This is a genomic window from Acinetobacter sp. Swhac1, assembly GCF_013390985.1.
Taxonomy (GTDB): domain Bacteria; phylum Pseudomonadota; class Gammaproteobacteria; order Pseudomonadales; family Moraxellaceae; genus Acinetobacter; species Acinetobacter towneri.
Window position 1 is genome coordinate 1 of record NZ_JACASN010000003.1, and the last position, 13979, is coordinate 13979.

9 protein-coding genes and 1 pseudogene are annotated in these 13979 nt (G+C 32.5%); all 10 read left to right on the plus strand.

What is annotated here, in order from left to right; genetic code table 11:
• Positions 1-662, plus strand: a pseudogene (locus HX743_RS01890) (IS3 family transposase); the annotation flags it as partial.
• A 245-nt stretch (positions 663-907) separates the two neighbouring features.
• The gene (locus HX743_RS01895) at positions 908-1063 is read left to right on the plus strand and encodes a hypothetical protein (RefSeq protein WP_171327147.1); all 156 of its coding nucleotides are present in this window, start codon (positions 908-910) and stop codon (positions 1061-1063) included.
• 54 nt (positions 1064-1117) lie between these two features.
• Entirely contained in the window at positions 1118-2275 is a 1158-nt protein-coding gene (locus HX743_RS01900) for a leucine-rich repeat domain-containing protein (RefSeq protein WP_178318358.1), read from the plus strand.
• Entirely contained in the window at positions 2269-3159 is an 891-nt protein-coding gene (locus tag HX743_RS01905; protein WP_120366293.1) for a JmjC domain-containing protein, read from the plus strand. The genes HX743_RS01900 and HX743_RS01905 overlap by 7 nt, the downstream gene beginning before the upstream one ends.
• 17 nt (positions 3160-3176) lie before the next feature.
• On the plus strand, positions 3177-4235 hold the full coding sequence (locus HX743_RS01910; protein WP_178318359.1) for a radical SAM/SPASM domain-containing protein: 1059 nt from the start codon (positions 3177-3179) through the stop codon (positions 4233-4235).
• 22 nt (positions 4236-4257) lie between these two features.
• On the plus strand, positions 4258-8088 hold the full coding sequence (locus HX743_RS01915; RefSeq protein ID WP_178318360.1) for an ATP-binding protein: 3831 nt from the start codon (positions 4258-4260) through the stop codon (positions 8086-8088).
• 39 nt (positions 8089-8127) lie between these two features.
• Positions 8128-10239 (plus strand): PIN domain-containing protein, encoded by a 2112-nt coding sequence (locus HX743_RS01920; RefSeq protein WP_178318361.1) that lies wholly within the window; start codon positions 8128-8130, stop codon positions 10237-10239.
• Positions 10240-10258: 19 nt separating this feature from the next.
• The gene (locus HX743_RS01925) at positions 10259-11374 is read left to right on the plus strand and encodes a hypothetical protein (RefSeq protein ID WP_104794866.1); all 1116 of its coding nucleotides are present in this window, start codon (positions 10259-10261) and stop codon (positions 11372-11374) included.
• 23 nt (positions 11375-11397) lie between these two features.
• On the plus strand, positions 11398-13242 hold the full coding sequence (locus tag HX743_RS01930) for an AAA family ATPase (protein WP_178318362.1): 1845 nt from the start codon (positions 11398-11400) through the stop codon (positions 13240-13242).
• 11 nt (positions 13243-13253) lie between these two features.
• Positions 13254-13838, plus strand: a complete 585-nt coding sequence (locus HX743_RS01935; RefSeq protein ID WP_178318363.1) for a 4Fe-4S single cluster domain-containing protein — start codon at positions 13254-13256, stop codon at positions 13836-13838.
• The last annotated feature ends 141 nt before the right edge of the window (positions 13839-13979 follow it).

Consider the following 13979-nt stretch of genomic DNA (forward strand, 5'->3'; position numbering starts at 1 on the left):
ACAGTTGCTCGATTGATGCAAAAACTAGGTATACAAGGTGTTTGGCGTGGTAAGAATAAACAAACTACCCGTAGCCGAGAGGATCAAAAACGAGCAGATGACTTGGTGAAACGCAATTTTAGTGCTGCTCATCCTGACCCTTGCGAAGCAATGCTTCTCAGGTCGCTGACTTCACGTATATTCAAACTCATTCAGGCTGGGTTTATACTGCATTTATTATTGATGTGTTCTCACGAGCAATTGTTGGATGGAAAGTATCAACACGTATGAATACAGATATGGTGCTCGATGCACTGGAGCAAGCATTGCATGATCGAGGCATGCCAAAGAACGTGATTCATCATAGTGACAGAGGCGTGCAATATCTTTCCATTCGTTATACCAATCGTTTAGAAGCAGCAAATTTACGAGCATCAGTCGGTACGACCGGTGATTCATACGATAATGCTTTGGCTGAAACGGTGAATGGCTTATACAAAACAGAGGTGATTGAATATTTAAAAGCGGATTGGCAAGGTTTAGCGGATGTACAACTTGCGACACTAAACTGGGTAGATTGGTTCAATAAAGAGCGTGTACACAGTGCACTGGGTTATGTATCACCTTTTGATTTTGAAGCAATGTACTATGATAAAATTAATCCGTTAGGTCAGGTGGCCTAACTTAAATAAAAAAGTCTCCGACAAACCCAGTACGGTTCACCTCACTGAATAACCTGGTATCTAGCACAACGGGCAAGAAGTCATAACTGAATTCTTAAGAACTATTGGTCTGCGCACTTGAACTTAAGGTAAAAATAAGTCTTAAGTGCTATTGATTTTTATGTTTTTTTGATGGATATTTATGTTTATATTTCTAGTAATAGAAATATTCAAAATAACTTAAGAATACTTTAAGAGAGGGCTCTATGGAAATTCAAGATGACAAATTGAATATCGAAGAAGTACAGCAATTAGCATCTAAATTAGCATGTGTTAACAGTGCAACAATTGATATTAATGAGCGTGAAAAGCTTGAGCAAGATTTAAATGCAATGTTTGGTCAATGGTATGAAGGGGACTAAGTAGCATACATAGTTAGCCAATGAAATACATTGGCTAACTTGGAAGTCCGTTTTATGATTATCTATAATAGTAATTCGATTACTGCGAGTGGGTTGGCACAGGCAGTATCTCAATTTTTTAATATTGAAGCTGTAGAAGTATCAACGATTAAGTTAGAAATAAATACTTCTGACGAACTAGTTATTTTATTTATTAATGTATTTGGGGAAGAAGAATTAAATATAGAGTGGGAAGAATTTCTGAAAAAAAAATTTATAAAAAATCAGAGGATAATAGTATTTTTATTTGGTGTTTATGATGAGTATATTGATAAAGACTCAATCATAGTTAAACAAATTTATTATTATTTAAAAATTGACAATAAGTATATAGAGATATTTCCGAAAAAATTGTCAAAATTTAACCTGAATTTAAATGAAATTAAAGATTGTGTGCTAAATATTAAAAATAAAAGTATTGTGGATGATTTGCTTCATAAAGAAATATTAAGTTTATCTCATATAAATCAGAAATCTCCTTTAATTTATAATGAAGAAACATTAAATTTGACATGTAGTTTTGATGGATTCTCTAATCTTTTAAATTCAAGTGGAATCGATTCTTACAGAATATTAAATCAAATTTTGAGGCTTTCCTCTCAAAAGAATATTATTTGTAATAGAGTAGATTTAAGTGAATTTGATTACGGGAAAATTATAAATAATAGATTGGAGAAACTATACTTTAAATCTTGTTTGATTTCAAAAACACCTGAATTGAGTAATTTTATTAATCTAAAATTAGTTAACTTTTCAGCAAATAAAATAAAGGAATTGATTTTTGATAATTTTCCAAAAAATGTGAAACGAGTAAATTTTTCAAAAAACTGCATAGAGAAAATTATATGTGGAAATGATTTTAATTATAATAATATTGAAAGTATAGCATTGTTTAATAATCGATTGAGTGATTTTAAATGGCTGGATTATTTTAAAAATGTTAAATATTTGAATATTGGTATGAATCCAATATCAGAATTCCCAAAAGAGATTCTTGGATTAAAGGATTTGGAATATTTGAATGTGGCTGTTACTGATATTAATCGTTTGCCAGAAGGTTTATTGCAATTAAGTAATCTAAAAATAATAGATATTAAGCATTGTGTTAACTTAAATCTTGAAGGCTTTATTTTAAATAAATTAAGTAGTAATGGTGTTGAAATAATATGTTAACTGAAAAGGATATATCTGTCTTAATAGATTTTCTGAATAGTAATGAAGTTGTGAAATTTCAATTTGATGAAAACTATCAATCTATATATAGTTTAGAGAAAATGAATGATGATCTTAATTATCAAAATTTAGTATATCCCTATGTAAGATTAAATAATTATAAAAATACAACTTCTAGGTTGGATATTATTGAAAAAACAAACAATAAGCATTTAAATAATTTGGAAACTAAATTATCCCTTAAAAGTATACTATATAGACTGGCTAAAGGGGATACTTTAATAATGGATAAAGTTGACTTATTTAATCAAAATGTCAGATCGTTCTGTTATGATTTATCTTATGGCTTAAATGCTAAAGTTACTGCCAATTTATATTATACATATCGTAATAATAAAGGTATTAACTTGCATTTTGATCAGCATGATGTATTGGTAATTCAAATTCATGGACAAAAAAAATGGCATATTATTAAAAATTTTAAAGAAGATAATGTTGAAAAAATAAATTACTCTACCAAGCCTAACTTAGATTCGGATGGTGTTATTATCGAAACAATTCTTCTTGAGGAAGGTGACTTTTTAATTGTTCCAAAAGGATTTTGGCATTATACCCAAACAACAGAGGATCAAAGTTCATTGCATATTGCTTTTGGTTTGACACCACCCAATATTCATAATTTTTTAAATGAATATATAAACCAAAAAATGGGGAGTTATATGCAAAAAAATATTTATAACTTAGATGAAAATAAATATAAATCAGTCATTGAGGAATTAATAATTGAATTGAATAAATTATTTGGTGAAAAGAATACTTCTGTAAATTATTCTAATTTTATTAAAATGTATAGAAATCAATATAGTAAAATTGAATTGATTTGATAGATTAGGAAAATTTAATGAAGCAAATATATTTAATTGTGACCAAGAAATGCAATTTATCTTGTTCTTTTTGTATAAGAGATTATGGTTATAATTTAGGTAATAGCCTTTCAATCGATGATTATGATCTTGTTATTGATAGATTGAAACAATATTGGAGTACATCTAATTTTATTATTTCAGGCGGTGAACCAACCGTTCATAAAAACTTTAGTTATTTCTTACAGAAGGCATGTGAAAAATTTAAAAAGGTAACTATTAATACAAATGGTACTAATAAATATTTTTCTACTAAAAAATTTACAGATATCATTGAAAATAATAAAATTAGAATACAGTTTTCAATTGATGGGGCTGAATCTGTTCATAATGAAATACGTGGTAAAGGCAATTATCAAAAAACTTTAAATAATATTAAAATTTGCAAATCATATAAAAATACTGAAATTATTGTTTCGACTACAGTTTCTAATTTAAATTTTTTATATGATTTTAAAAATTTATACAATGATTTAAAAAATTATGTGAATGTTTGGAATATTAAGAGGGTTTCATACTCGGGTGAAGCTAGTAATGAGAATTTTGATTATTTAAATAATGATGAATGGAATCAGATTGTTGAAAATGTAAAAAAAATAGATGTTGAAAATATAATTAATATTCAGAAAATGTACGATTTTTTATCTCTGGATGGGGTAAGTGATGAAATGCTTTCTCATGTGCAATCGAAAGTAATAAAGAACTGTGGAAGTGGTACTTCAAAAATATATATATATCCAAATTTAGATGTGCTTGCATGTACCTGTTATGAAAAAAAACCATCTGGAAATCTTAAAAATCAGGATATACACAGCATTCTTTCAGGGTTCAATCATTTGAATATATCTGCGCATGAAATAGATCATCCAATCTGCAATAGTTGTCGGTATAAAAAGGTTTGTAATGGAGGATGTTTAGGGGCTGGATATTATTCTACAGGTTCTTTAAATGAACCAGATATTAAATGCCCAAAGATTTTTGAACACTATCAATTAAATTCCGATTCAAAGAAGCAAATTTCATTAGTACAAATTTAATATCTAACTAGGTTATAAATTAATGTCTGCAACACTATTTTGGAAAGTATCTAATCAAGATCATGTTAATCAACGTTTAAAGAGAAATTTAGATCATATTCTAAAGTTTAAACCAGAGTTAGCAAAACTATTTGAAGGAACTAAAGATAAAGTAGAACATTTCTTGAATCTTTTTTTTCCCAGTTTAGAAACTATAGGTTATGTAGCAAATTTATCTTTAGAAGACAAATCTTTTCAAAAAATTAATCTTTCATTACGTATCCCTGCGCATCCAGAATTTAGTGATTATCTTGATGTTCATAGTTCCTTTGCTGTAATTGGATATTGGAACATGACTACAAATTCACCTTGGTTCACTCCAGAAAAAATTATGATTACACATAATGATGATGAACCTACTGAATATGAACACGAGATTGAGTGTAGCTATCAACGGCTCGATGGTGATAAATTTCCAGATCGTAACATTCCTAATGTCCTAAATCGTCAACTTGCAAATGATTTACCTAAAATTTCTGTTTTGACAAGTGAAAGGCTTGAAAATTGGAATTCTTTTTTGCAGTTTAAACGGCGTTTGATTCGTCAGAAAACTGTAGGTTTACGTTATATAGCATACGATTATGACCACAAAAATAGTCAGTTGAGACTATTAGTTACCGCTCAAGATGCTGCCTATTTAGAAAAAGCAAGGAGAGGCTTTTTACGTCAAAATTTGCAGCTATTTGACTTGAATATTTCGGTAAATGATTGGACATTCGCACTTCCAGAACTTGATAATGATAAAAAAACACCGAAATCTAGTTTAGAACTAGGTCAGATAACTCGTGGAAAAAAGGTTCTTGAGTTTATTAGTTTCACAAACTTAAGTTCAAATCAGCGACAGATCATGCAAGAAGCAGAGTTTCCATTTCAGCAAGCTGCCTATGCATGGTTGAGGGTAGATATAAGTGAAGATTGGAAGAATAAGTTAGACTCAATTGATACTGAATCAAACGATGAAGAAACATTATTTAATAATCAAGAAGTCTTGAATGGATTTATTAAAAATATACCCGATCAAGGCTTTATTTCATTTTCTTTAGTAGGAGATTGGGCACTTATCAAGCGCCAAGAGCGTAGCATTCGTAATTTGAAACAGAATGAGAATTGTTATTCGCCATATTTATCTAGTTATTTGTTTGATATTACTCAAGCAAAGGAACCTCTTCATATTAATGAGGTTGATTATTGGTACAATGAACAATTAAATGAGGCTCAGCAAAGTGCTGTAAAAAAAATGTTATCAGCTCCTGATCTATGTCTGATTCAGGGGCCACCGGGTACAGGAAAGACTACAGTCATTGCTGAAGCTATTCTTCAATTCGCAAAAGAAGGGCAAACAGTTTTGCTTGCAAGTCAGGCCCATGATGCGATTGATAATGCTTTGTCACGTATTAAAAATAAACCTGAATTACGTGCGATACGATTAGCAAAAGAAAGTCGTGGGCGTAGCAAAATTACAGATGATGGCAAACAATTTGCTGGTGAGCAGGCGCTTGCTCGGCATTATGATGCTTTAGCTGAAGATCTTGATCTTCGATTTTTGAAGCCATTACGTGACAAAAAAAGTATTATTGACAAGTTAAAACTATGGGTAGATCAAGCTGAATTTTTGTCGTTAGATATTCAGAATGCTGAGAAAAAATTATTAAGTATCAAAGAGGATGGTATTCAGCATGCTGAATTATTGAAATTTGAGCAGCAGAAATTTGATGAAGAATCACAACAATATGATGAGACATTACGACTGAAACAAGAATTGGTTCAGTTGCGTGACTTTTTAAGCCAAAAGGGCCCAGCTCCTCTATCTGCACAATTGCCCCAAGAAACCCACGCTTTAGCAGAAATATTGTTTTCGATGATTGAGGCTAAGGTAAACATTCCATTTAGCTGGAATGATTTTAAATTTAATCCAGCATCTCAGATGTTGATATTAAATGCACTTTTTGATATTTGGTTTCAAATTGAGGGTAATTTAGAGCAAATTGATAATGATATTCAACGTTTAGATCAAGCTGGAGTAGGGGGCTTGATCAGTATTGAAACACAGTTGAAAATTCAATCTTTAAATCAAGAAATCAGTCTATTGGCTGATCAAATGGAAATAGATGATTCTGATGAGATAGTCGGAATATGGAGACGCAAACGACGAGAATTAAGTGAGTTAAAACAATGTTCTGATGGGTTAACACATCCATGCTATAAATTATTCATTGATGCGGAACGGTTCACGCGTGTAAATGATGCAAATGAACTTTCACAAAGTTTAATCATACGTATTGAAGTTTTTAAACGTATAAAGAAAGAGCTTGGGGAGACACTCGAAAGGGTTTTAATTGGCTTGAATAAGAGAATAGATCGTCTTACTTCATCTGAGCCAAATGACAAGACATTAAGACAAATGAAGTCGCAAGTAGAAGCTCTGCGTGAGCAGTATCAACTACAACTTAATCTTTGTCGCACATTAAAAGATAAACAACTAGAGAGCCTTCAACTACAAAACTTTAACCAAGAATTTGATTTTCAATCGGCAATAGATGCCACTAAACAACATATAAAAAACTTGGAAGATGAATGTAATATTTTGACTGATCGTAATAGTGATTGGCTGCCTTTATTTGAGCAATGGCAAGCTATTCTTAAAGAGAAAGATCAGGCAAGCCAAGACTGGGAATTGTTGCAAGAAATCTATCCTGCTAATTGTAATTTAGTTGCAATTTCTTGCAATGAAAGAGAGCAAACTTTAACTGATGCCGGGCTTGATGGTTTTGATGTAGTTATTATCGATGAGGTCTCGAAAGCAACACCATTGGAATTATTATTGCCCCTCATGCGGGCTCGTAAAGCAATTTTAGTTGGTGACCATCGCCAACTACCACCTTTGTTTCAGGAAAGCCAGGATGCCTCTAATACTTTTGAAGACATGGTAAATGAAGAAATTGAAGAAGGTGCAACTGATACATTACTGACTAAAGAGAACTTTAAGCGCTATGAAAAAATGGTGACAGCATCATTATTTAAAGAGCTTTTTGAAAAAGCACCTGAAAGTTTGCGTGAACGCTTAACTGTGCAGTTTCGTATGCATCCGCAAATTATGAAAATGATTAACTATTTTTATGAAGGTCAATTAGTTTGTGGTAATCCCGATAAAGATCGGCAACATTTTGTGACGCTTAAGAGTAAATATAATGATTTAGTAACATCTGACAATCATTTGCTTTGGATTGATACGTCATATGATGAGAAAGGAATGGCTTGTCTAGATGAAGAACGTAGTACTAACCCTACTGAAGCTAAATTAATTGCACATGCTCTAGTAAACATTAATGAGCAAATGAAAAAAGCAGGTTTTAATGCCAAGGATTCCAAAGGTAAGCAGAAAGTAGGAGTAGTTTCATTCTATCAAGCACAGTGTCGTGTAATCAGAGAGGCTATAAAAAGCGTAAATCACGGCAGCCTAAAGTTTGATGCAATTGATGTAGAAATTAATACGGTTATTCGTTATCAAGGCAAGGAAAAGCCAATTATCCTAATTAGCTTAGTGCGTAATGATGGTAAGGAAAAAACTTATCGTCGCTCTTCCAATGCCAATGTAGCAAGGTTTGAATTTATTAATGTCGCTATGTCACGCGCTCAAAATTTACTCATGGTATTTGGTGCAAGGAATATGTTGGAAATGCGGGATGTCATTTTACCTAACATGGATACTGAAGGATCAAGTAAGAAGAAAATTTATCAGGATATTTTTAATCGTCTTGATCGAGAAGCTCGTGTTTGCTCAGTAAAAGAGTTTATGCAGGCATGCACAAATTAATTGAGATCTATTCGTAAAAAATTAAATTTTGGAAAGTAAATGAATACTTCATTGATTCAAACTAAAGTATGGCTACCAATTTATAAAGTAGAGTCAGCTATCCATTATCAGTCAATTCGTAAAACTACTGCTTTTGAAGCGTTAATTTTAAAATTGGCAATCCAGCATAAAGAAAAATTGGGTCAGATCAATTTAGAGAAAATTTGTGAGATTTTTAAGATCGAACAAAATTTCATAGCAAATGCATTAGAAACACTTATTGATAATGATGTAATTGAAAGAGTCTCAGGTTATTTGGAAGATATAAAAGTAATCCATATTAAAGTTACAGACCTTGGTCGGGATCTTTTTTATAAAAATCAAATGCCTTCTAATCCTAAGGTAGAAGCAATAACTTGCCATTATGATCCGTTGCTTCTAAGTTTGGTAAAAGCTAAAAATAATTGGACTAGTCACAATAAAGATGAAAATTTAACTTTATCTAAAGACGTTTTTTCTGCAAATTTAGGTCAAATCGGTCAATTAGTTGATTACATAGTTCAACAAGCTGATGAGAAGACATTTGTATGGAAAAAGCCTAATGTAAATATTAGTAAAATTGAAAATGAAGTTGAACGTATCTTATGGCGGGATTTGCCAATAGAGATAGGTTTGGATTCAAATGCAAATATTCATTTAGAAAGTAAAGGTAAGGGTGAAGATATTGCTAAATTTAAGAATTGGTTAAAACAGGCTGAGCCAGAGTTACTTTGGGATCAAATTATTTCGCATGTTTTTGCTAAGTTGGAAAATGATTTACCAAAATTAGATTGGCAACAAGTCCTTGATGTAAGTTTGCCAGATAAAGAGTTGAAATTATCTAGTGCAAAACTGAGTGTGTATTTGGATGAAAGTCCAAATAAGATAGTGCAAGGTTATGAAATTATTTTGTCTCAACATTGCTCGACACCTAAGCTAAATGGTAAAACTTTAACAGTCCCAATGCTATTTAAACCTGCCATAGGCTTTCAAGCATTATATTTAGATCAAAATCTTGAAAGTTCCGTTGTATTTCAAGGTAATACAGAAATATATCATGCTAAACAGCCTAGAAAAGTAGCTTTAAAAGTTAGACTAAAAGATTTAGGAATATGGGAGAAAATAAAAACTAGAGTACTGCAACTTATTGATATTGAGCGATTAGAGCCCTTAGTATTTGCGAGAAGCTTTTTATCGGAATCTCAGCTTATTGATCATGCTCCACTATTAACAGCAAAACAAGCATATAGTTTGCATGATGAAATGATAAAGACCCATAAAGTTGGCTTGCAAAACATTTTATGGAAAGAAAAAATCCAAACATTAGAAACCATAGAGGATCTAAATTATTTTAGAAAAATTTTTCCTAATATTTCATTAAAACAAACCTGGTTAAGCTCAGCATTACTTATTCAAATTTTAGATTCAGCTTTTGAAAAAAGTATTTCTTCTAAAACAGAGTTTGATTTTGTATATGAACCTTTCATTAAAGCAAACAAAGAATTGAAAAGTCGAATTCATCCAGAATTGCTTAAGCAGGTTATTGCTCATCAAAAAATGGATATTAGTAAGATTGCTGTAAAAGATATTGCTGCAATTGATTATTGGTTAGAGGCTTATGAACAGATTAATCAGCAATTACCTGATTTAATCAGAGGTTGTAAAAAAATAGATCAACAATTCATTGGATTAAATTTGTTAAGACAACAAGTTGAACAGCATTTTGCTCCTAAACGTGATGATAATAAGACAGTTGCGATTTTAGATTCTTGTTATTTGATGGATTTTAGTGAGCGTGTAAAAGAAATAATTAAAGATAATTTTGTTATTATTCCTCAAATTGTTATAACTGAATTAGAAGGAAATAAATTAAGTAAAGATCCAGAAAAAGCGTATAAAGCGAGAGAGGCGATAAGAGCTATAAAAGATTTATCGAATGAACATATAGAGCCAAGTCGATTGGAATTAAGTCATTTTATTAACAAAAGCCAAAACCATATCGGACTAAGTAATGATGAACAGATTCTATCTGTTGCATTATATCATCGTTTAAACTCCGCTAAATTGTATAGCCGTGATAATAGTCTCTGTAATTTAGCTAAGTCAGTTAATGTAAAGACTCAGAATAATTAAGTATATAAGAGAGAAATTTATGAGTGCTATCCATGAAAGACGTTATCGCTTGCAGAGAGAGAGAGAAATTGCTCAGCGACGAGTCAGGGAAACAACATTACAGTATGTAGAACGTTATGAAAATATTTTGAATGATTTGAATCATCAAGGTCTTTCTCAATATGTACTTGAAGACATTCAGTTGATACAGGCACAATTAACTCATATTCGATCGATAGCGACTAGAGATGCTTTTGAGGCTCGTGAGCTAAGTATTCAGGTAGGGCAGCGTATTCATACACTACCACGCCTTGCTAGACAATTAGCACGAGTTGAAGCTGAGAATGTGGAATATGAGAGATTAGAACGTGAACGAGAAAAACAAGAAATTTTGCGTCAGGAACATCAAAAGTTACAGCATGCTTGGCAGGAGATTTGGGCAGATTGGACTGATAAATATTCAAGAAATTTAGCACTCAAGGAACTATCAAACTTAAAACAAAAAATATTTGTTCAAAATAGCCAATATACAGTTGAGCAAATTCAAAGAGAAATGCTGCATATCAAACAGGAAGCTGAAAAAAAGGCTAATAAGAAACGAGAATCTGATTTAAAAGAAGCGAATCATGAAGCAACGAAAAATATGCTTGAGCAATTAGCTGAAGAGGTAAAACACGCAAATTTACCTATTTCAGAAACTCAAGTATTAAATGAAGATTTGAGCGCGGTTTTAAGTCAGCCAACAGCAAGTTTTGAGCAAGTTAAAAGTTTGATTCAGAAGGCTGATAAAGCTATGGAAGATGAAAGTATTCGTCGTGAAATGGTAAAAGCTGTTTATGAATCACTTCAACATGCTGGTTTCAGTGTTTTAAAACCTAAACGCACCAAAAATGAGACAGAAGATATAGTTATTATTCAAGCAAGGCGTCCTTCAGGGAATCAGGCAAAGTTCAAAATTGAACTTGATGGCAAGGTTCGCTATGAGTTTGATAATTACAGAGGACAATCCTGCAAGGACGATATGATTAAAGTACTGCCTCGTTTGTCAGAAATTTATGGGGTTGATTTGTCTGATGAAAGAGTAATTTGGTCTAATCCAGATGATGAAGATCAGGAAATGAAGCCGATCACTCCCCAGAATGTACACCAGCGTTAATTAAATAATTGAAGTAAAGAAAGATGCAAACAGAATATATTAATTCATGGTTAGATAATTTTGAACGCCAATCCTTGATTCGCCGTGCAATTGTGATTTCCGGTAACATTATTGATTTATCTTTTTCTGCAATGCAGGAATTAAAATCTATTAATCAAATTATTACTGAAACATTAAAAAAGCAGGGGTTTCAGCACGTTGTTTATTATTCTCGTGTTGGAGGTATTTCAGGTATTACTCCTCAGCAATGGTCAGATTTACAAAATATTGGTCATCAACAGGATGATTTTGAGGGGGATGAATATGATATGGGAGAGTCTAGTCCACAAGATCCTCAACAACAAAATATTGGTCAAACTGAGCTTACTCCAAAAGACTTTTTTGCAGTTGCAGAACAGGTCATTTTAAAATCTAATTTAAGAGTTGCCTTTATTGTTGATTGGTCAAATTATCTTTTTGGGCAAGTAAATAGTTTAAGCGATGCAGAAAGGTCATGGTTGCAACAAATCTCGAAAAGTATCCGTGATGCTGACCTAAATATGAGCGCATCAGATATGAATAAGCCGCAAAGTTTATTAATATTTATCTGTTCTGGTGCATCGGTATTGCCACCAAGCCTTTATTTAAATAATCCTTTATTTAGCGAAGTAAATATTCCATTACCAAGTATTAGTGAGCGTGAAAAAGCAATTTCTTCTTTGAGCTTTGTGTTTCAAGTTCAAGAAGAGCTTAGCCCTTCAAGCCAGGGGTTGAGAGATTTTGTTACCTTGACGGATGGTTTAACTATTCGTGATATCTATAATATGGCAAGGTTGTCACGTCAACAGAGTGAAACATTATCAATAAATAATTTGGTATCACTTTATCAATATGGTAAGCGTCAGTCTCCTTGGGAGCAGCTTAATCATGAAAAATTACAGGATACCCAAAATAAGTTAAAACTAAGGGTAAAAGGGCAAGATCAGGCAATTGATGCAGTAAATAAAATTCTGATACGTGCTTATACTGGCCTATCGGGATTGCAACATTCAGTAAAAGCAAAAACTCCGAAAGGAGCACTTTTTTTTGTGGGACCTACAGGTGTAGGTAAGACTGAATTGGCAAAAGCATTGGCAGAGTTTTTGTTTGGAGATGAAGATGCATGTATTCGTTTTGACATGTCTGAATTTAATCATGAACATGCCGATCAACGCTTAGTTGGAGCACCTCCAGGTTATGTCGGTTATGAGCAAGGTGGACAACTGACCAATGCAGTAAAATCTCGACCATTTTCGCTATTATTATTTGATGAAATTGAAAAAGCCCACCCACGAATTTTGGATAAATTTCTCCAGATTTTGGAGGATGGCCGATTGACTGATGGTAAAGGTGAAACAATTTCATTCTCAGATACGTTTATCGTATTTACATCGAATATTGGTGCAAGTGATATAGTCCCTTCATCACCTGAAAATGTAGCTGAACAATTCAAACTTGCTGTGCAAACACACTTTAAGAAAGAACTTAAGCGCCCTGAATTATTAGGACGTATTGGTGAAGCAAATATTATTCCATTTAATTTCATGGAAGATGACAATGTTCTGAAGAATATTGCAAGAGCTAAACTTAAGCCTTTGGAAAACCGATTAATCGAAAAATGGAAAATCCAGTCTTTTATTTTCGAAAATGAAGATAAAGCATTACAGACATTGGTAGAAAAAGTAAATAAACAGCATGGGGGTCGTGGTGTGTTAAATGTATTAACAAAGGAATTGTTTGATCCACTAGCAGATTTTTTATTTAGGCATGTTCAATATGCTGATCAGCTTAAAAATAGAACTATACGTGTAATTCAGGCAGGTAAGTCTTTTGATTTTGATATTGTCTAAAGGCCAATAAGATGTCTTGGATAAATTTAGCAAAAATTATAGAGGTAACTGAAGCTGAAGGACCTGGATTGCGTACAGCAATCTGGGTGCAAGGTTGTCTAAAACGATGTAAGGGATGCTGTAATGGTCAGTTCCTAAAAATACAGCCAGCTGAACTGGTTCCAATTAAAGAAGTGATGGCAGGGATTAAAGCTGCGAAAGAAATGTATCAGATAGAAGGTATCACTTTGTTAGGAGGGGAGCCTTTTTTACAAGCAGAAGGTTTATCACAAATTGCCGAGTTTGCACAGCAATTAGACTTGTCTGTTATGGTGTTTACGGGATACTTGCTAGAAGAATTAACAGAAACAAAATTCCGAGGAGCGACTCAACTTATTGCTGCGACAGATGTACTTGTTGATGGAGAATATGAGATAGAAAATATTGAAACTGTAAGAAATTGGGTTGGTTCAACTAATCAGAGGTTTCATTATCTAAGTGAGTTTTATAATGCTGAAATAGAAACAAGAGAGTTATCTGTGACCAATGAATGGCGCATTGATCACAGCGGAAATATTATGGGGAATGGCCTCCCTTTTATTTTAAGAATTAAGTAAGGTATAGAGGTGGTCCCACTTGTTTGAACAACTAAAAGCGTATTTATAAGTGATATTCCGCTCTAGTTAAGCCACCTTGTTTTGTTGGGGTAGCTGATCATAGTAAAACTCATTTGGTGTCATTTTGTCTAGACTCGAATG

Bases quoted from the DNA above. Each gene is read 5' to 3' on its own strand.
- HX743_RS01895 (WP_171327147.1), top strand. From the start codon at position 908: ATGGAAATTCAAGATGACAAATTGAATATCGAAGAAGTACAGCAATTA.
- HX743_RS01900 (WP_178318358.1), top strand. From the start codon at position 1,118: ATGATTATCTATAATAGTAATTCGATTACTGCGAGTGGGTTGGCACAG.
- HX743_RS01905 (WP_120366293.1), top strand. From the start codon at position 2,269: ATGTTAACTGAAAAGGATATATCTGTCTTAATAGATTTTCTGAATAGT.
- HX743_RS01910 (WP_178318359.1), top strand. From the start codon at position 3,177: ATGAAGCAAATATATTTAATTGTGACCAAGAAATGCAATTTATCTTGT.
- HX743_RS01915 (WP_178318360.1), top strand. From the start codon at position 4,258: ATGTCTGCAACACTATTTTGGAAAGTATCTAATCAAGATCATGTTAAT.
- HX743_RS01920 (WP_178318361.1), top strand. From the start codon at position 8,128: ATGAATACTTCATTGATTCAAACTAAAGTATGGCTACCAATTTATAAA.
- HX743_RS01925 (WP_104794866.1), top strand. From the start codon at position 10,259: ATGAGTGCTATCCATGAAAGACGTTATCGCTTGCAGAGAGAGAGAGAA.
- HX743_RS01930 (WP_178318362.1), top strand. From the start codon at position 11,398: ATGCAAACAGAATATATTAATTCATGGTTAGATAATTTTGAACGCCAA.
- HX743_RS01935 (WP_178318363.1), top strand. From the start codon at position 13,254: ATGTCTTGGATAAATTTAGCAAAAATTATAGAGGTAACTGAAGCTGAA.